Raw genomic sequence first — 16,560 nt, 5'->3', positions numbered from 1 at the left:
AGCAATCATTATAAAAATAAATTAGCTAAAAATCCTTCTCTTAACATCTCTAAATTAAATACATTCGTAATATGACTAAATGCTTCTGCTAATGGTAAGTGTGCTGTTTTCCATCCTTGACCATCAGTAACCCAAACAAATTCAACATCGTCATCTGAAGTAATAACAAATTGACTGAGTTCAGTAAACTCTCCAGCAACCGCTTTTAATTTACTTCCTCCTCCGCCATAGTAATTCGTTTCAATCAACCAAACCTTATGTTTTTCTCGGGAATAAACTGCAACATCAAATCTTCTTTCAGACTTATCGACAGGTACTTTAATCCCCCACTTATCTTTAATATATTGGGCTGTAGCTTGAGCTTTCCAATCCAATTTTTGTTCCTGAGAAATCTTTGCTACGTGTCTCTCTAAAATTCCCTCCATGGTTGTCCCACTTCGGTTTTTTCGTGCATTGCTATCTAATCCAGTCTCCACTCCATAAACATAATCAACTAATGAACGATTAGCATGTTGTTGTAAAAACTTTAATAAACCAGATTTCTCAATAAATTTGATGTAATCATCAATTCTGCTAGTGTCTATCGTTTTGAAATCCAATTGCTCAAAAGACATATTATCGTCATTATCTATTGTCAGAATATCTAAAACATTATCACGACTTGCAATCAGACTAGGAATTGCTTTTAACAAATTAGGTTGTTTAGTGAACAAGTCAAGAGCTTCTATATAAATATCATCTTTACCAATTAAGTAGTTTAAAGTGTTCAACTCTAGTTCATACTTCTTTGTCTCACGATCAACTTTCTCCCAATTTACATAGTATTCAGGAGTTCTGTTGGTAATTGAGAGAGTATTTAAAAAATTTTGTAATTTATCTTCTGATGATGAAGAAATGTAAGTATTAAAATCCATAATTCACCTTGTAATTAAAATAAACCAAAAAATGTCATGTCGTATTCATCAAGCATTATTTTGATGCCATCGCCTCGTAACATTTCAAAAGTATCACGATATTTATCTTGACCAAAAAAACTTTTATTTCCAACAAATATGAATTGCACAGAAAATGGTTCACCCTCTTGCACACTATCTAACAAACGTTGATAAATACGTCTTTTATTGCCAAAGCCCAGTAGTTTTTCATCAACACTTCCTTCGCTTTCCTGCCATTTTTTCTCAACTATATAAACTGTATGATTTTCAAAATTTATAAATACTTCATCTGGTTTCCATTGTTTAGAATTGGTATTCTTAATCCCCAATTCTTTCAAAAAATCATAAAATCTATATTGAGGCATAATTTTACCAATGATTTCTTCTTCCCCAACTCTAAAAACTTCAAAGCCTTTTGTTGCTTTTCTATCTTTGAAATCTATTTCTTTAACTTCATATCCTGGAAGGGAATCTACTAATTCCGAAAAATCAGTATCTCTTTCAAATTTCAAACCATTAGTGGTCGTTTTGGCTCCTCCTCCATGTTTATTTGGTTTTCTAGCCATAGTTTTCCTCCTCTAATCTTCTTCTAGCTATCTTCAAATATTCTTTTTCAGCATCGATACCTATAAATCTTCTACCTAATCGCTTCGCAACAACACCCGTAGTGCCACTACCAACAAATGGATCTAAAATATAGTCCCCTTCTTTAGTAGAAGCCAAAATTATACGTTCCAATAAATATTCTGGTTTTTGTGTTGGATGCTTGCCAGCCCATTTCTCAGCTTTTTTCGTCAAAGCACCTGTCCAAACATCTTTCATTTGCTTTCCATCATTTAGCTCTTTCATCAAATCGTAATTGTAATAATGACGAGCTTTTTTATCATTTTTTCTTGCCCATAAAATAGTTTCAGTAGAATGAGTGAAATAACGACAGGATAAATTAGGTGCAGGGTTTGTTTTCTGCCAAGTAATGTTATTTAGAATTTTAAAACCTTCTTGCTCTAATGCCATTCCAACTGAGTAAATATTATGCAAACTCCCTGAAATCCAAATAGTCCCATTAGGCTTCAAAACTTCTTTTGCTAAACGAATCCATTTACGATTGAATTCGTGCTTTTCCTCAAAGGAAGAAATCTTATCCCAGTCACCTTTATCTACAGATACAACCTGTCCCCCAGAATTTGATATACCACCGTTACTCAAAAAATATGGAGGATCAGCAAAGATCATGTCCATGCTTTCTGGTTTCATTTTCGATAATAACTTAAACGTATCTGCATGAACAAGAATCATTTTATCTTTGTTATAGTATGGTTTTGTCATTAAAACACCTCCATACTTATATTCGTTATTTTTCATAATTTGTGACTATAATTTCAGAAATTCTTCCTCGACTCGAAGATTTTGCTCCATTAGTTCGGGTAGCTTCAACATAATGGATATTAAAATCTTGATACAACTCCTCTACCAAAAAACTAGAGGAGTTTGATAACATAACATAAGCCCCTGTATCACTCAATTTCTTAAAGGTATCTCTTAATCTTACTTGATCATCATAAGAAAACCCCTCATGAGTGTAGGAAGTAAAGGCACTTGTCTCTGACAATGGAATATACGGGGGATCAAAATATACAAAATCCCCTGGTTGAACATCCAAAACAGCCTTTTCAAAATCTCCTTTTTTAATTTCTATTTGATTATTATTCAGATAAGTTGAAATAGCAGATACTAAATTCTCATCAACAATTTTAGGATTTTTATAACGACCATAAGGTACATTAAACTGATTCTTAGAATTCACACGATATAAACCATTAAAGTCTACTCTCAACATATAGAGAATACGTGCTGCCCTTTGTACTTCAGACATCATATCTATTCTTTCATCACGATCAACAGAACGTAAATCTAAATAATATTCTTTTGAATTATATTCCTGATGAACTTTCAAAATTTCAATCAATTCTTGAGGATTATCCTTAATTTGTTGATAGCAATTTATCAGTTCAGCATTAAAATCATTGATAACTGCATCTTTAGGAGCTAAATCAAAAAATAAAGCTCCGCCTCCAACAAAAGGTTCAAAATACCGGTTATATTTTTTAGGCATTAATTCTCTAATAACAGGCAATAATTGTCTTTTACCTCCTGTCCATTTCGTGAACGGTTGTAAAGCAACTTCCTTCATTTCTTTTATCTTCATGCTTTTAATTATACCATAGAAATTAAAACACAACTCTTGTATTTTCTACCACATTACTAAATTTTCTATTTTAGAATTAAATCATATCAATACCAAAAAATGAGTAAAGCAAATTTTATAAATTCCAAAATCCACCTCACTCTATTAAATTACTCTTTATATCCTTACCTGTCTGTCTTCTGACCGTTGGCCTGTGACAAACATGGTAAAGGTTGCCTTGCAGACATTTCTGCCTTCTTGATTGGTGATATCGACATCCACTACACAGGTTGTGCGACCTTGATGGACACATTCTCCTTTAATGGTCAGCACATCGTCGAGTTTTTCTGCCTTGAGGTAGTTGATAGAAGATTGGAGTGTCACTCCATCAAGTCCCAGAGATATGACCACCAAACCACTAATCTGGTCGCAAAGGGTAAAGAGATAGCCACCATGGGCATTACCATAGTAGTTGAGCGACGAATCCACTACTTTTGTCGTCACCACAACGTGGCCATCTCTCATTTGTTCAATTTCGTAATTTTCAAAAGCAGATATAGCGTCAAAATGAAAATCTTTCATGGTTTCCTCCTGATATTTCAAACGACACTATGATACTACTTTTTATAGGACTGTGCAAGGAGAAAGCTCCTAGTCTGGTAAAATTCCGACCTGTTCCACAAAGCGCATAAAGGCTGCCTGTCCTTGTTTCGTCTGCTTGTAGACTCCTGCATCCTCAAGTACACGTGCAAAGATAGCACCCACAGAGTCCTTGACGATTTCAAGGGCTTTTTCTTTATCTGTTATGTCTGGATATTGGGCTCTAAGTTGGTCTGCCCATTCCTGATGATAATCGGCAACTGTATCAGCTTCTCCCACGAGATAGCTAGCGACTTGCTCCACTTCTTCTTTCAGACGTGGTGGCAAGATTGCCAAGCCCATGACCTCAATCAAGCCGATATTTTCCTTCTTGATATGTTGGACATCCTTGTGGGGATGATAGATGCCATCAGGATGTTCTGGTGATGTTTGATTATCTCGTAAAACCAAGTCCAACTCAAACTGACCGTCGCGCTTACGCGCAATAGGTGTGATGGTGTGATGCGGTGTCCCGTCTGTCTCTGCCAAAATCTGCACACTAGGATCTGAATACTGACGCCATTCCTGCAAAATCTTGTCAGCTAAGTTGATCAAATCCTCTTTGAAATCCGAAGTCAAACGCAACACTGACATTGGCCACTTGACAATCCCAGCCTTAACCTGCTCAAAATCAGCAAATTGAAAGGTCTTTTGCAAGGGAGCCAATTCCATAGGAAATACATGACGTCCTCCCTGATAGTGGTCATGAGTTAGAATAGAGCCCCCCACAATCGGCAAGTCAGCATTAGATCCAGCAAAATATCCTGGAAACTGCTCTACGATAGCCAGCAGGCGTTCAAAGCTCTGACGACTAATGGCCATGGGACGATGCTGGCCATCTAAGAAAATACAGTGCTCATTAAAGTAGGCATAAGGCGAATACTGGAAGCCCCACTCCTGACCAGCCATTTCAAAACGGATAATCCGGTGATTGCAGCGAGCTGGGTGGTTAACTCGACCATGGTAGCCCTCATTCTCTAGACAAAGCTGACACTGGGGATAATTGATAGCTTGCACCAACTTGGCAGCTGCAATCTCTTTGGGATCCTTTTCAGGCTTAGAGAGATTGATGGTAATTTCAAGTTCTCCGTAATCAGATGGAACACGATAAGCAATATTCTTAGCAATGGCCTTGAGTTTGATGTAGTCATTCTTCTGACTGAGTTGGTAAAAATCCGCTATCGCTTGCTCAGGAGAGTGGACATAGGTTTCCCAGAAATCACGATTGACCTGACTCGGACAAGGAGTCACCAAGTCCATCAGTTCAGCACCGAGGATTTCACGCGCAGTTTGACTATCCTCAATCGTCTCTAATCGAACGGCTTCCTCAACCAGCTGGTCCTTGAGGTCAATCACTTTATCCAGATCCGTCTCAACTTCCAAAACACCGTCTCCCACTCGTGCCAAGACACGATTGGTCAGGTAGATTCGATCCATTTCCTCAAATGAACTTTCAGAAATGACATGTGTTACAAATGTATCTACTAAGGTCACCATAAAGCCTCCTTTTGACTAGTCAAGGACGCGAGTGCCACCTGCAACTTCAGCGATATAGAAACTTGGAGCGTAGCCAACTACTTCCTCGTAGTGTTTGCCTACAGCTTCCTTAAAGTCATCAACAGCATCTTTTTGCACCAAGGCAATGGCACAGCCACCAAAACCTGCCCCTGTCATACGAGCACCGAGAACACCTTCTTGAGCCCAAGCTGTGTGAACAAGGGTATCCAATTCCAAGCCAGTTACTTCATAATCATGCTCCAGAGAAACGTGAGATGCATTCATCAAGCGACCAAATGTTTCCAAATCTCCTGCTTGAAGGGCTGCTTGAGCTTTAAGGGTACGTTGGTTTTCAAGCACAGCATGACGAGCACGTTTCAAACGATTTTCATCTTTAATCAGATAGCTATATTGGTCAAAGGCCCACTCATCCAATTCACCCAAGGTTTGAATATCCAAGGCAATTTGCAGTTCTTCCACTGCTTTCTCACACTCAGCACGGCGTTCATTGTATTTAGAGTCTGCTAGTTCACGACGTTTATTGGTGTTCATGATGACAACAACATTGTCTTTCAAATCAAGCGGCACCAAGTCATACTCCAAGGTGTTGGTATCTAGGTAAATAGCACGTTGATCTGCCCCCATACCGATGGCAAACTGGTCCATGATACCAGAGTTGACTCCGATAAAGTTGTTCTCTGTTTGTTTTCCGATTTTAACCAAATCCAAACGGTCTAGTTTTAAATCAAAGAGATGCTCTGCCACGACCCCTGTCAAGAGTTCCAAGGATGCTGAAGAAGATAAACCAGCACCATTTGGGATATTCCCATAAACATAAAAATCAAAACCTTTGTCAATCACGTGCCCAGCTTCTTGCAAGAAATGAAGAACCCCTTTTGGATAGTTGGTCCAGTTGTGCTCTTTTTCAAATTTGAGGTCAGCAAGAGGCACTTCGATGATACCCTTGTCCTCAAAGTTGGCTGAGTAGAAACGCAAGACTTGGTCGTCACGCTTGCGAGCTGCACCATAAGTTCCCAAGGAAATAGCAGCCGGAAAAACGTGCCCACCGTTGTAGTCTGTGTGTTCACCAATCAGATTGATACGACCTGGTGAAAAGAAGGTTTGGTCTGCTTCTTGACCAAAAACAGCAAGAAAGTCTTTACGAAGTGCTTCAGCAGTAAGATGTTGTGTCATATGAATTCTCCTTTGACTGTTCGTTAAGTCACCTTAACGTGTAATCGTTTTCTTCTATTGTATCCAAGGGATTTCCCAAGGTCAATCATTTTTACTAAAATTTTACTAAACTATCAGTAAAAAGCAGAAAAATATGATATACTAACCTTAAAGAAGGAGGATTTATGGCTACTTTAAAAGACATTGCACAGCTAGCCTCTGTCTCTATCGCGACCGTATCCCGCGTCCTCAATCGCGACCAGAGCCTATCTGTTACAGAAGAAACCAGACACCGTATTTTAACTGTTGCTGAAGAGTTGGGCTACACTAAGCACCTCAAGACAGGCGAGTCCCACAAGCCCAAGCAAAAGATTGCCATTATCCAATGGGTCAGCGAACAAGGGGAACTGGACGACCTCTACTACTACCAGATTCGCCTAGGCATAGAAAAAAGAGCCCAAGAGTTGGACTATGATATCTTGCGCTATTTTAATGACCATCCTTTTACATTAAGCGAGGAAGTGATTGGGATTCTCTGCATCGGAAAGTTTAGCCGAGCTCAGATTTCTGCCTTTGAAGAATACCAAAAGCCTCTTGTCTTTCTAGACAGTGATACTCTTTCGCTAGGACATACCTGCATTATCACGGACTTTTACACTGCCATGAAACAGGTTGTCGATTATTTCCTCAGTCAAGGGTTGAATCGCATTGGGATTCTAACAGGTCTTGAAGAAACAACTGACCAAGAAGAAATCATTGAGGATAAGCGGCTGGAAAATTTCAGAAACTACAGTCAAACAAAAGAAATCTATCATGATGAACTGGTCTTTCAAGGAAGCTTTACTGCCCAGTCTGGCTATGACTTGATGAAGGAGGCTATTCAGAGTTTGGGAGACCAACTCCCGCCAGCATTTTTTGCAGCTAGCGATAGTTTAGCCATCGGTGCCCTCCGTGCCCTCCAAGAAGCTGGAATCAGCCTGCCAGACCGCGTCAGTCTTATTTCCTTTAACGACACCAGTCTGACCAAACAGGTCTATCCTCCCCTCTCCAGCATCACCGTCTATACCGAAGAAATGGGCCGAGCAGGTATGGATATTCTTAACAAGGAAGTACTCCACGGTCGCAAAATCCCTAGCCTGACTATGCTGGGAACCAGACTGGCTCTGAGAGAGAGTACAAGGAATGAATAGGATAACAAAACGACCTCTAGCGAGGTCGCTTTTCTAATGATGATGCCCATGCTTCTGCTCTAATTCTCTCACCCTCCGCTTATGTTGCGCATGATTGCTTTGACTGCTATCTACTTCAATAGTGATATTCTGCACGCCTCTTTCTTCTAAACATTGACGCACCACTTCTTTGGTTTCCATCATCTGTTCCCAGTCCTTGATACAAATGTGAACAATAGCATTATTCTCTAGACCATCCATGGACCAAATGCTAAGTTGATTGACACTGTTGACATTGGGTAGAGCCTCTAAATCCTTCTCCAAATCACTTGTCTCGACTCCTTCTGGCACAGCATCTAGGAAAATTTTCAGTGCGCTCCAAAAGCGAGGAATGGCTTTCGACAGAATAAAGATAGAAATAACTAGTGATAAAAGCGGATCGAGGATATACCAGTCCGTAAATCGAAGAATAATCGCCATTAGAATGACGGCCAACCAACCAAGAGTGTCTTCCAAAAAATGCAGGCTAAGAATTGACTCGTTCTTTGTTTTCCCCTTACGAACTACCAGACTTGCTAGCACATTAATGGCTACTGCAATGATTCCCAGCCAGAGGATGCCTTCCTCATTGACGGGTTGCGGGTGAACAATCTTTGTGACATTTTCCAAGATCACTAGGACAGACCCTATCATAAGAATCACAGCCGTTAGCATGGCTCCTAAAAGACTAAAACGTTTGTAACCCAAGGTGTACTGTCTATCTTCTTCACGGTTTGAAATTGTTTCTAAAAGGGCTGAGATGCCAATGGCTATAGCATCTCCCAAGTCATGAACGGAATCAGCAAGAACTGCACTCGAACCAAAGATTCCTCCTGCGATAAACTCAACAATCGCATAGCTTAAATTTAAGAAAAAAGCTAACCAGATAGATGTTTTAGAACTCATTTCTCTCCCTCCTTTGGTATAATGGGTATATACATACTTCTTTCATTTGTATTATCTAATAAAATTCAAAGAAAGGATAGAAGCAAACTGTCAGCCATGTTCAGTTCTGAACAGTTTGTCTCAAGTGTCTACATGCCAAAAAGAGACCGTCGAGTCAGCAAGACGAAAAAAGCCATCTATCAAGCTTTTTTACAACTTTTGAACGACAAAGGCTATGATGCCACTACTGTTCAGGATATCATTGACCTAGCAGATGTTGGGCGTTCTACTTTTTACTGTCACTATGAAAGCAAGGAACTCCTTTTAGATGAGCTCTGTCGCTACCTCTTTCATCATCTCTTTGAAAGGGAAGGACACTTTACTACCGAGGACTACCTCGCACATATCTTTTTACATTTTCAGAAAAACCAGGACCATGTTACCAGTCTGCTATTTTCCAAAAATGACTACTTCCTCCGTCAACTCCATAAAGAGCTAGAACACCATGTCTATCCCATGTTGGCTGATGAGTTAAAAGAAGCCCACACTAATCTGCCTACTTCTTACCTCCAACACTTGGTCGTGTCCAACTTTATCGAGACATTGACCTGGTGGCTCAAAAAAGGACAAGACTTTACATACCAGGAAGTTGTCCAGTTTTATCTAGACCTTCTCATTCCTAAAAATTGAATACAGAGTAGAGCTCAGTTGCCTTATTTCTAGGCTACTGAGTTTTCATCTTTTCAACAATCAAAAAAGCCCAGACAACATTGTCTGAGCATTCTTCTATATAGTCGTTTAACCAAGTTGAGTTTAGCTTTTCAAGCTATTTTTTCAACAAACCTTGTTCTTGTAGAAATTCCTTGGCTACTTGTTCTGCTGACTTGCCTTCAACACCGACTTGGTAGTTGAGCTGGCTCATCTGGCTTTCAGTAATTTTACCAGCCAGTTTATTGAGAACTGTTTCCAACTCTGGATGTTTCTTGAGAAGAGCTTCTTTCATCAGTGGAGCTCCTTGATAAGGTGGGAAGAGTTGCTTGTCATCTTCCAAGACTTGCAAATCATAACGCGCCAATTCCGCATCAGTCGAATAGGCGTCCGTGATTTGAATATCACCTGACTGAATAGCCTGATAGCGAAGGGCTGGTTCCATGGTAGCTACATTGAGATTGAGACCATACATTGATTGCAAGCCCTTATTTCCATCTTCACGGTCATTAAACTCAAGTGTAAAACCTGCTTTCAACTGCCCTTCAACTTTTCTCAAGTCCGAAATGGTCTTCAAGCCATATTCTTGAGCAATCTTTTTTGGAACGGCTACAGCGTAGGTATTTTGATAAGACATAGGTTTGAGATAGGCTAGATGATCCTGTTTGGCAATGCCATCACGCGCTACCTGATAAACCTGCTCTGGCTCATGACCTACTTTAGGTGATGGCTGAAGTAAACTTTCAGTCACCGTTCCTGTAAATTCTGGATAGATGTCAATATCGCCTTTTTTCAGAGCTTCATAAAGGAAGCTTGTTTTCCCAAAATTCGGTTTAACAGTCACAGTCATACTGGTATTTTCCTCAATGAGGAGTTTATACATATTGGCCAAAATTTCTGGTTCTGGACCCAATTTTCCAGCAATAACCAAGTTTTCTTTCTCTTTTTGAGCTAAGAGAGCTGGACTATAAGACAGACCGAGTAATATTGTCACCAAGGCAAAACCTGAAAAAATCGTCCGCAATTTTGCTTTTTCCATCACTTTTAGCAGGAAGTTAAAGGCAATGGCAAGCACTGCAGAAGAAAGGGCCCCAATCAAAATCAGACTGGCATTATTACGGTCAATTCCCAAAAGGATAAAGGAACCCAGTCCCCCTGCACCAATCAAGGCCGCCAAGGTTGCCGTACCGATAATCAAGACCGCTGCCGTCCGAATCCCAGACATCATAACAGGCATAGCAAGTGGAATTTCAAACTTCTTGAGACGCTCCCACCTAGTCATCCCAAAGGCAATCCCAGCCTCTTGTAGACTTGGATCAATTCCCTTGAGTCCAGTGATGGTATTTTGTAAAATCGGAAAGATCGCATAAATCACTAGAGCTGTCAAAGCCGGCAAGGTTCCAATTCCCATCAAGGGAATAAAGAGCCCTAACAAGGCCAGAGACGGGATGGTCTGGAAAATCCCTGCAATCTGTAAGACCCAATCCGCTAACTTCTCATGATATCGAAGATAAACAGCCAAGGGAATCGCTATAAAGATGGCCAGCAACAAGGTCAAAAGTGACAACTGCAAATGTTGAGATAGAGCTGTCAACCAATCACTAAAACGATCCTGAAAAGTTGCAATTAAATTAGTCATGTACACTACCTCCAAACAAGTCTGCTACAAAATCTGTTGCAGGAGCTTTTAAAATCGTCTCGGGATTCGCCACCTGACGAATCTCTCCATCCTGCAAGACAGCAATACGGTCCGCCAATTTCAGAGCTTCATCCGTATCATGGGTTACAAAAATCGTTGTCATCCCAAATTCTTTATGCAATTCTTTCGTCAGAATCTGCAACTGTTTTCTCGAAATAGCATCAAGAGCCGAAAAAGGTTCATCCATGAGGAGAATCTTAGGCTGACCAATCATAGCCCGTACAATTCCAACACGCTGTTGCTCCCCACCAGATAGTTCACTAGGTAAACGATGCCCATACTCAGCTACTGGCAAGCCAACCTTGGCCAAAAGCTCTTCTGTTTTCTGAGCAATTTTTTCCTTAGTCCAGCCCTTCATCTCAGGAATCAGGGCAATATTTTCAGCAACCGTTAGATTTGGAAAGAGAGCAATGGCCTGTAAAACATAACCAGTAGAAAGACGAAGTTCACGCTCATCATAGTCTTTGATACGCTTGCCATCCATATAAATATTTCCATCAGTCGGTTCCAAGAGGCGGTTGACCATCTTGATCATGGTCGTCTTACCTGATCCAGATGGACCAACTAAAACCATAAACTCGCCATTCTCAATCCGTAAATTAACATCTCTCAAGACATCTTTTTCTGTGTAGCGTAGCGCCACATTTTTGTATTCAATCATTCTGTATCCTCAATTTAAAACTTCCCTCTATTGGTCAAGTCTTCTACCTTAGGCATGACTTCCTTATTATCCCAATGTTCCACAATTTTCCCGTTTTCTAGACGGAAGATGTCATACTGGGCATAGGCAACTCCACCAATCTGAGTCTGACCATAGCTAACCACATAGTTTCCTTGTCCTAAGAGTTGGAAAACAAAGTCAAAAGTGGTCTTTACTTATAAACAGCTAATTTGCTCCATTTTAAACCTCATTTTCCTTCTCTTTCAGATTAGCCAAAATTCTTTCTTGAAAGGCTTCAAATTGCCGAATTTCTTCCTCTGAAAATCCTTTGTAAAAGATCGTATCCAATTTCTGACTGACACGATGCCCCACTTCTTTCTGAGACTGCCCCAACTCTGTTAAAACCAAATACTTCTTACGCTTATCTTCTCCACATGGACTAATAGTTACAAGATTTTGTTCCTCTAGCTTTTTTATCATCGTCGTCAGCGTATTATTAGCAAGTCCAGTCGCAAGCGCAATGTCTGTCGCAGTTGCACAGCCAGTTTCACTATTCCATAAAACCGCTAAAATCTTCCCCTGTTCACTCCGATAAAGAGCTTCAGGGTCTTGGCTCAGTAACTTTTGAAAAATCCGCCCATTCAACAAACGAATATGATGGGCTACCAAATGACTATCTTTCATAACACCTCCAATTTATTTCGATATCGAAATGAATAAAATAATTGTAACACTCATTATTCCAACTGTCAACTATTTCGATTTAGAAATAATTTCCCCCAGTAAAAAATCTCCTACCCAAGATAGAAGATTTTAATCTTATAAACTTAATCCGTCATGTCCGATACCAATGTTCGATGCTCCAACGGAATACTGCACATAACTAGCAAGAAAATGAAACCTGACTGAATCCAGAAGAGAGCCAAGTCAAAGATTCCGTGTACAGCAACCACTGTAAGGAAAGACAGATAAAGACCGATAATCGGGCGTTTCCCCGACTCCTGACTCATATCCATCATCAAGCGAACAGGAGCAACAGAAGACAAAACTAATAAAATAGTCCCTACAATTCCGTAACTCAGAATCGTATCAATATAAAGACTGTGAGCATGCTCATGATAAGGAGCATGTATACGAGGATACGAGTGCATGTAGGTCAATGGCCCCTCACCCCAAAAAGGATTTTGCTTAAACAAGGCCATCCCAGCATCCCAGATAGAAATTCGTTCTTCCATAGAAGAGTCTAAAGTCCCCATCCGAACTCCCAAATCACTGGAAAAGAGGAAGCTCAAGCCAATCGCAAAGACCCCAATACTAAGCCAAAAGGCCTTCCAGTTTTTAATGGTCGTAAAGAGATAGATAATGGCTCCAGCGATAATAGCAGGAAAGGCAGTTCGATTTTGAGTAAAGTTCAAACCAAAGAGATTCACAAAGCCTGCAATCACACAGAATACTTTCAACCAATTCAACTTGGTCGTTGTAAACAGATAGAAGGCAATCATGATACAGAAACAACAAATAATTCCATAATAATTAGGATTAAAGAAGGTCACTTCTGCACGATTCTGATGCCATACCTGCATATTGGGTGAAAGAAAAGCATAGTTGAATTTCTTCACAATTTGGAAATGCTCTAAACTCGCAAAAGCAGCTGATAATACGCTACCAAACAAGACGAGCTGCAAAATCAAGCGAAAGAATTTATGCGATAAAATCGACTGATAGTGCAAAAAGAAAACAGTAAATAGAAAAATTCCTACTGAAGCCACAACTCCCATCCAATTTTGTGCAAAAACGGATATAACAGTACTATAGCCAAGAAAAAGAAGCAGCATCGGATGCTCCCCCATTTTCTGAAGAATACTTTTCATATCTCCTGTAAAAATCAAACTGATAATATATAAACAGAATACAACTACAAAAAGATAAAAGGGTAAAAAGATACTCAGGATAATTCCCAATAAAATCAGCTCTTTACTAGACAACCCTTTCAGCTTTTCAATAAAGCCTATTGATTTCAAAATGAATCCTTTCTCTCCAAATCAATTGATTCAGATAATAGTAAGCTACCCTATATTGTACCACTTTTTTAGCAATTTGAAAACAAAGGAAACGCTTCCTAGTTAAAAAAGGAGCAAAAATACTGAGATTTCACACCTCAAGCTTAATGACTACATTTACTCTAAGAAAATCATACCGTAAATACTAGGCATATGTTAAAATAGTAGTAATTAAGCAACTAGCCAAACTAGATTCAAATCAGATACTATTCCTAAAGAAAGGAAACACTATGAAATCTTACCAAGCTGTCTACCAAATTCTAGCTAAAGATGCCAACTATATCAGCGGAGAAAAAATCGCAGAAGAACTATCCCTCAGCCGAACATCAATTTGGAAAGCCATCAGGCGGCTAGAACAAGAAGGCATTGAAATTGATAGTATCAAAAACAAAGGCTATAAACTGGTGAGTGGAGACCTTATTCTTCCAGAGATTCTAGAAGAAAACCTTCCAATTAAAGTCAGTTTTAAACCCGAAACAAGATCAACACAACTCGATGCAAAAGAAGCAATTGATTTAGGAAATGAAGCAAACACCCTCTATCTAGCTTCCTATCAAACAGCAGGACGAGGCCGTTTTCAACGCTCCTTCTACTCCCCACAAGGTGGCATTTATATGACCCTCCATCTCAAACCAAATCTCCCTTACGACAAATTACCATCCTACACACTACTTGTAGCAGGAGCTATCTACAAAGCCATTAAGAACCTAACTTTAATAGATATCGACATAAAATGGGTCAATGATATCTACCTCAAAAATCAAAAAATTGGAGGAATCCTCACTGAAGCAATGACCTCTGTGGAAACTAGCTTAGTCACAGATATCATTATTGGAGTAGGAATCAACTTCACTATTAATGATTTCCCACAAGAATTAAAAGAAAAAGCTGCTAGTTTATTTAAAACACCAGCACCTATTACCAGAAATGAATTAATCATAGAAATCTGGCGCACTTTCTTCGAAACACCAGCAGAAGAACTATTATACCTATACAAAAAACAGTCATTCGTTCTAGGAAAAGAAGTTACTTTCACACTAAATCAAAAAGACTACAAGGGACTTGCTAAAGATATCTCTGAAAGTGGAAAGCTTCTAGTTCAATGTGATAACGGAAAAGAAATCTGGCTCAATAGCGGAGAAATATCACTCAAGAGTTGGAAGTAATAATAAACTAGCACAACCATAAAATCGACAATATATAAAGATTTTAGCTTTTCTGCAGCCCACTACAGTTGACAAAGAGCGCAAAAAACTTCAGATAAGTAATCCAATTAAGTTTTACAAATCTGAAGTTTTTATTCTACAATTCTTAAAAATACAAAAAAAGAGTTATAAACTCTCAATAAAACGGAGAATAAGGGATTCGAACCCTTGCGCCAGTTACCCGACCTAACGATTTAGCAAACCGTCCTCTTCAGCCTCTTGAGTAATTCTCCTATTAATGGGCACGAGTGGACTCGAACCACCGACCTCACGCTTATCAGGCGTGCGCTCTAACCACCTGAGCTACGCGCCCAAGTTAAAAACTTGGTAATTGAACAAAGTTCAAAGCGGGTGACGAGAATCGAACTCGCGACAACAGCTTGGAAGGCTGTAGTTTTACCACTAAACTACACCCGCATACATACTATTAATAAAATGGCGCGAGACGGAATCGAACCGCCGACACATGGAGCTTCAATCCATTGCTCTACCAACTGAGCTACCGAGCCTTATTGCGGGAGCAGGATTTGAACCTACGACCTTCGGGTTATGAGCCCGACGAGCTACCGAGCTGCTCCATCCCGCGCTAATACAAAAGGAGGATGTGGGATTCGAACCCACGCACGCTTTTACACGCCTGACGGTTTTCAAGACCGTTCCCTTCAGCCGGACTTGGGTAATCCTCCATACTATTCAAATGGACCTTGTAGGACTTGAACCTACGACCACTCGGTTATGAGCCGAGAGCTCTAACCAGCTGAGCTAAAGGTCCAACAAGATCATTATAGCGGCGAAGGGGATCGAACCCCCGACCTCCCGGGTATGAACCGGACGCTCTAGCCAGCTGAGCTACACCGCCATGTATCGGGAAGACAGGATTCGAACCTGCGACACCTTGGTCCCAAACCAAGTACTCTACCAAGCTGAGCTACTTCCCGAGTTAAATAGAAAAATGCACCCTAGAGGAGTCGAACCTCTAACCGCCTGATTCGTAGTCAGGTACTCTATCCAGTTGAGCTAAGGGTGCTCATTATATTATGCCGAGGACCGGAATCGAACCGGTACGATCGTTACCAATCGCAGGATTTTAAGTCCTGTGCGTCTGCCAGTTCCGCCACCCCGGCCTCTCTAAGCGAACGACGGGATTCGAACCCGCGACCCCCACCTTGGCAAGGTGGTGTTCTACCACTGAACTACGTTCGCACTGTTTTCTTCTATCTAAAAATGCCGGCTACATGACTTGAACACGCGACCCTCTGATTACAAATCAGATGCTCTACCAACTGAGCTAAGCCGGCTCATTTATTATATCTTAATGCGGGTTAAGGGACTTGAACCCCCACGCCGTTAAGCGCCAGATCCTAAATCTGGTGCGTCTGCCAATTCCGCCAAACCCGCATATATGACCCGTACTGGGCTCGAACCAGTGACCCATTGATTAAAAGTCAATTGCTCTACCAACTGAGCTAACGAGTCTAAAATAACTTACGTTATTCTAACGGTCCCGACGGGAATCGAACCCGCGATCTTCGCCGTGACAGGGCGACGTGATAACCGCTACACTACGGGACCTATGGGAGTTAACGGGATCGAACCGCTGACCCTCTGCTTGTAAGGCAGATGCTCTCCCAGCTGAGCTAAACTCCCTAGAGCTAAGCGACTTCCATATCTCACAGGGGGCAACCCCCAACTACTTCCGGCGTTC

The 16,560-nt window shown here is 40.6% G+C and carries 15 protein-coding genes, 17 tRNA genes and 1 pseudogene; 3 read left to right on the top strand and 30 right to left on the bottom strand.

The features are described 5' to 3' along the window. Nucleotides 1-8 precede the first annotated feature (8 nt). From M1G05_RS00165 to M1G05_RS00135, 7 genes are all read right to left on the bottom strand, one after another. Nucleotides 9-914 (bottom strand): type II restriction endonuclease, encoded by a 906-nt coding sequence (locus M1G05_RS00165; RefSeq protein ID WP_247952657.1) that lies wholly within the window; start codon nt 912-914, stop codon nt 9-11. 14 nt (nt 915-928) lie between these two features. Continuing rightward, nucleotides 929-1,501 carry a PD-(D/E)XK nuclease superfamily protein gene (locus tag M1G05_RS00160; RefSeq protein ID WP_049488228.1) on the bottom strand — a complete coding sequence of 191 codons (573 nt, stop codon included), beginning with the start codon at nt 1,499-1,501 and terminating at the stop codon, nt 929-931. Then, nucleotides 1,494-2,261 carry a DNA-methyltransferase gene (locus M1G05_RS00155; RefSeq protein ID WP_049488313.1) on the bottom strand — a complete coding sequence of 256 codons (768 nt, stop codon included), beginning with the start codon at nt 2,259-2,261 and terminating at the stop codon, nt 1,494-1,496. Before M1G05_RS00155 ends, M1G05_RS00160 begins: the two co-directional genes overlap by 8 nt. A 25-nt stretch (nt 2,262-2,286) precedes the next feature. Then, entirely contained in the window at nt 2,287-3,141 is an 855-nt protein-coding gene (locus tag M1G05_RS00150; RefSeq protein WP_049488226.1) for a DNA adenine methylase, read from the bottom strand. Nucleotides 3,142-3,297: 156 nt separating this feature from the next. After that, the gene (locus M1G05_RS00145; RefSeq protein ID WP_247952656.1) at nt 3,298-3,702 is read right to left on the bottom strand and encodes a PaaI family thioesterase; all 405 of its coding nucleotides are present in this window, start codon (nt 3,700-3,702) and stop codon (nt 3,298-3,300) included. A 69-nt stretch (nt 3,703-3,771) separates the two neighbouring features. Continuing rightward, entirely contained in the window at nt 3,772-5,253 is a 1,482-nt protein-coding gene (locus M1G05_RS00140) for a UDP-glucose--hexose-1-phosphate uridylyltransferase (protein WP_247953308.1), read from the bottom strand. Between the two features lie 18 nt (nt 5,254-5,271). Further along, complete coding sequence (locus M1G05_RS00135; RefSeq protein ID WP_247952655.1) at nt 5,272-6,450, bottom strand: galactokinase; 1,179 nt, start codon at nt 6,448-6,450, stop codon at nt 5,272-5,274. 164 nt (nt 6,451-6,614) lie between these two features. On the opposite strand from M1G05_RS00135, the gene galR reads away from it, so the two are divergent. After that, entirely contained in the window at nt 6,615-7,619 is a 1,005-nt protein-coding gene (gene galR / locus M1G05_RS00130) for a LacI family DNA-binding transcriptional regulator (protein ID WP_247952654.1), read from the top strand. A gap of 33 nt (nt 7,620-7,652) precedes the next feature. Here galR and M1G05_RS00125 read toward each other — a convergent pair whose 3' ends face one another. Beyond that, the gene (locus tag M1G05_RS00125) at nt 7,653-8,543 is read right to left on the bottom strand and encodes a cation diffusion facilitator family transporter (RefSeq protein ID WP_000095928.1); all 891 of its coding nucleotides are present in this window, start codon (nt 8,541-8,543) and stop codon (nt 7,653-7,655) included. A 132-nt stretch (nt 8,544-8,675) separates the two neighbouring features. Between M1G05_RS00125 and M1G05_RS00120 the strand changes: the two genes are divergently transcribed. Next, nucleotides 8,676-9,212 carry a TetR/AcrR family transcriptional regulator gene (locus M1G05_RS00120; RefSeq protein ID WP_004235331.1) on the top strand — a complete coding sequence of 179 codons (537 nt, stop codon included), beginning with the start codon at nt 8,676-8,678 and terminating at the stop codon, nt 9,210-9,212. 136 nt (nt 9,213-9,348) lie between these two features. Here M1G05_RS00120 and M1G05_RS00115 read toward each other — a convergent pair whose 3' ends face one another. The 5 genes and pseudogenes from M1G05_RS00115 to M1G05_RS00095 all read right to left on the bottom strand — a co-directional run bounded on the left by M1G05_RS00115 (nt 9,349) and on the right by M1G05_RS00095 (nt 13,611). Beyond that, nucleotides 9,349-10,869 (bottom strand): ABC transporter permease/substrate-binding protein, encoded by a 1,521-nt coding sequence (locus M1G05_RS00115; protein WP_049551457.1) that lies wholly within the window; start codon nt 10,867-10,869, stop codon nt 9,349-9,351. Beyond that, nucleotides 10,862-11,590, bottom strand: coding sequence for an ATP-binding cassette domain-containing protein (locus M1G05_RS00110; protein ID WP_004259046.1), 729 nt, complete (start codon nt 11,588-11,590; stop codon nt 10,862-10,864). The genes M1G05_RS00115 and M1G05_RS00110 overlap by 8 nt, the downstream gene beginning before the upstream one ends. 14 nt (nt 11,591-11,604) lie before the next feature. Continuing rightward, a pseudogene (locus tag M1G05_RS00105) lies at nt 11,605-11,796 on the bottom strand (nuclear transport factor 2 family protein); the annotation flags it as partial. A gap of 34 nt (nt 11,797-11,830) precedes the next feature. Then, nucleotides 11,831-12,274, bottom strand: coding sequence for a MarR family winged helix-turn-helix transcriptional regulator (locus tag M1G05_RS00100; protein ID WP_247952653.1), 444 nt, complete (start codon nt 12,272-12,274; stop codon nt 11,831-11,833). A gap of 143 nt (nt 12,275-12,417) precedes the next feature. Next, nucleotides 12,418-13,611 carry an O-antigen ligase family protein gene (locus M1G05_RS00095; protein WP_045611046.1) on the bottom strand — a complete coding sequence of 398 codons (1,194 nt, stop codon included), beginning with the start codon at nt 13,609-13,611 and terminating at the stop codon, nt 12,418-12,420. A 269-nt stretch (nt 13,612-13,880) separates the two neighbouring features. Between M1G05_RS00095 and birA the strand changes: the two genes are divergently transcribed. Beyond that, nucleotides 13,881-14,816 carry a bifunctional biotin--[acetyl-CoA-carboxylase] ligase/biotin operon repressor BirA gene (gene birA, locus M1G05_RS00090; RefSeq protein ID WP_084888843.1) on the top strand — a complete coding sequence of 312 codons (936 nt, stop codon included), beginning with the start codon at nt 13,881-13,883 and terminating at the stop codon, nt 14,814-14,816. A 184-nt stretch (nt 14,817-15,000) separates the two neighbouring features. On the opposite strand, the gene M1G05_RS00085 is transcribed toward birA, so the two are convergent. The 17 genes from M1G05_RS00085 to M1G05_RS00005 all read right to left on the bottom strand — a co-directional run bounded on the left by M1G05_RS00085 (nt 15,001) and on the right by M1G05_RS00005 (nt 16,502). Further along, nucleotides 15,001-15,088 (bottom strand) — tRNA-Ser (locus M1G05_RS00085). Between the two features lie 6 nt (nt 15,089-15,094). After that, nucleotides 15,095-15,168: transfer RNA gene (locus tag M1G05_RS00080), tRNA-Ile, on the bottom strand. A 33-nt stretch (nt 15,169-15,201) separates the two neighbouring features. Then, nucleotides 15,202-15,272 (bottom strand) — tRNA-Gly (locus M1G05_RS00075). 19 nt (nt 15,273-15,291) lie between these two features. Further along, nucleotides 15,292-15,364, bottom strand: a tRNA-Phe gene (locus M1G05_RS00070). 3 nt (nt 15,365-15,367) lie between these two features. Continuing rightward, nucleotides 15,368-15,441, bottom strand: a tRNA-Met gene (locus M1G05_RS00065). Between the two features lie 10 nt (nt 15,442-15,451). Beyond that, a tRNA-Ser gene (locus M1G05_RS00060) sits at nt 15,452-15,541 on the bottom strand. A 12-nt stretch (nt 15,542-15,553) separates the two neighbouring features. Then, nucleotides 15,554-15,627, bottom strand: a tRNA-Ile gene (locus M1G05_RS00055). A gap of 13 nt (nt 15,628-15,640) precedes the next feature. Then, nucleotides 15,641-15,714: transfer RNA gene (locus M1G05_RS00050), tRNA-Met, on the bottom strand. Nucleotides 15,715-15,719: 5 nt separating this feature from the next. Beyond that, nucleotides 15,720-15,793: transfer RNA gene (locus tag M1G05_RS00045), tRNA-Pro, on the bottom strand. 15 nt (nt 15,794-15,808) lie between these two features. Next, nucleotides 15,809-15,882 (bottom strand) — tRNA-Arg (locus M1G05_RS00040). A gap of 11 nt (nt 15,883-15,893) precedes the next feature. Then, nucleotides 15,894-15,979, bottom strand: a tRNA-Leu gene (locus M1G05_RS00035). Nucleotides 15,980-15,986: 7 nt separating this feature from the next. After that, a tRNA-Gly gene (locus M1G05_RS00030) sits at nt 15,987-16,058 on the bottom strand. 22 nt (nt 16,059-16,080) lie between these two features. Continuing rightward, nucleotides 16,081-16,153: transfer RNA gene (locus tag M1G05_RS00025), tRNA-Thr, on the bottom strand. Between the two features lie 18 nt (nt 16,154-16,171). Then, nucleotides 16,172-16,253: transfer RNA gene (locus M1G05_RS00020), tRNA-Leu, on the bottom strand. Nucleotides 16,254-16,258: 5 nt separating this feature from the next. Then, nucleotides 16,259-16,331: transfer RNA gene (locus tag M1G05_RS00015), tRNA-Lys, on the bottom strand. 23 nt (nt 16,332-16,354) lie between these two features. Further along, nucleotides 16,355-16,427, bottom strand: a tRNA-Asp gene (locus M1G05_RS00010). 2 nt (nt 16,428-16,429) lie between these two features. After that, nucleotides 16,430-16,502, bottom strand: a tRNA-Val gene (locus M1G05_RS00005). Nucleotides 16,503-16,560: the final 58 nt, after the last annotated feature.

Origin of the sequence: Streptococcus mitis (genome assembly GCF_023109515.1) — a bacterium.
GTDB classification, from domain to species: Bacteria; Bacillota; Bacilli; order Lactobacillales; family Streptococcaceae; genus Streptococcus; species Streptococcus mitis_CS.
This window is presented reverse-complemented; position numbering and strand designations above follow the sequence as displayed.

Bases quoted from the DNA above. Each gene is read 5' to 3' on its own strand.
- M1G05_RS00165 (WP_247952657.1), bottom strand. From the start codon at position 914: ATGGATTTTAATACTTACATTTCTTCATCATCAGAAGATAAATTACAA.
- M1G05_RS00150 (WP_049488226.1), bottom strand. From the start codon at position 3,141: ATGAAGATAAAAGAAATGAAGGAAGTTGCTTTACAACCGTTCACGAAA.
- M1G05_RS00115 (WP_049551457.1), bottom strand. From the start codon at position 10,869: ATGACTAATTTAATTGCAACTTTTCAGGATCGTTTTAGTGATTGGTTG.
- M1G05_RS00110 (WP_004259046.1), bottom strand. From the start codon at position 11,590: ATGATTGAATACAAAAATGTGGCGCTACGCTACACAGAAAAAGATGTC.
- M1G05_RS00145 (WP_247952656.1), bottom strand. From the start codon at position 3,702: ATGAAAGATTTTCATTTTGACGCTATATCTGCTTTTGAAAATTACGAA.
- galR (WP_247952654.1), top strand. From the start codon at position 6,615: ATGGCTACTTTAAAAGACATTGCACAGCTAGCCTCTGTCTCTATCGCG.
- M1G05_RS00135 (WP_247952655.1), bottom strand. From the start codon at position 6,450: ATGACACAACATCTTACTGCTGAAGCACTTCGTAAAGACTTTCTTGCT.
- M1G05_RS00100 (WP_247952653.1), bottom strand. From the start codon at position 12,274: ATGAAAGATAGTCATTTGGTAGCCCATCATATTCGTTTGTTGAATGGG.
- M1G05_RS00120 (WP_004235331.1), top strand. From the start codon at position 8,676: ATGCCAAAAAGAGACCGTCGAGTCAGCAAGACGAAAAAAGCCATCTAT.
- birA (WP_084888843.1), top strand. From the start codon at position 13,881: ATGAAATCTTACCAAGCTGTCTACCAAATTCTAGCTAAAGATGCCAAC.
- M1G05_RS00125 (WP_000095928.1), bottom strand. From the start codon at position 8,543: ATGAGTTCTAAAACATCTATCTGGTTAGCTTTTTTCTTAAATTTAAGC.
- M1G05_RS00155 (WP_049488313.1), bottom strand. From the start codon at position 2,261: ATGACAAAACCATACTATAACAAAGATAAAATGATTCTTGTTCATGCA.
- M1G05_RS00160 (WP_049488228.1), bottom strand. From the start codon at position 1,501: ATGGCTAGAAAACCAAATAAACATGGAGGAGGAGCCAAAACGACCACT.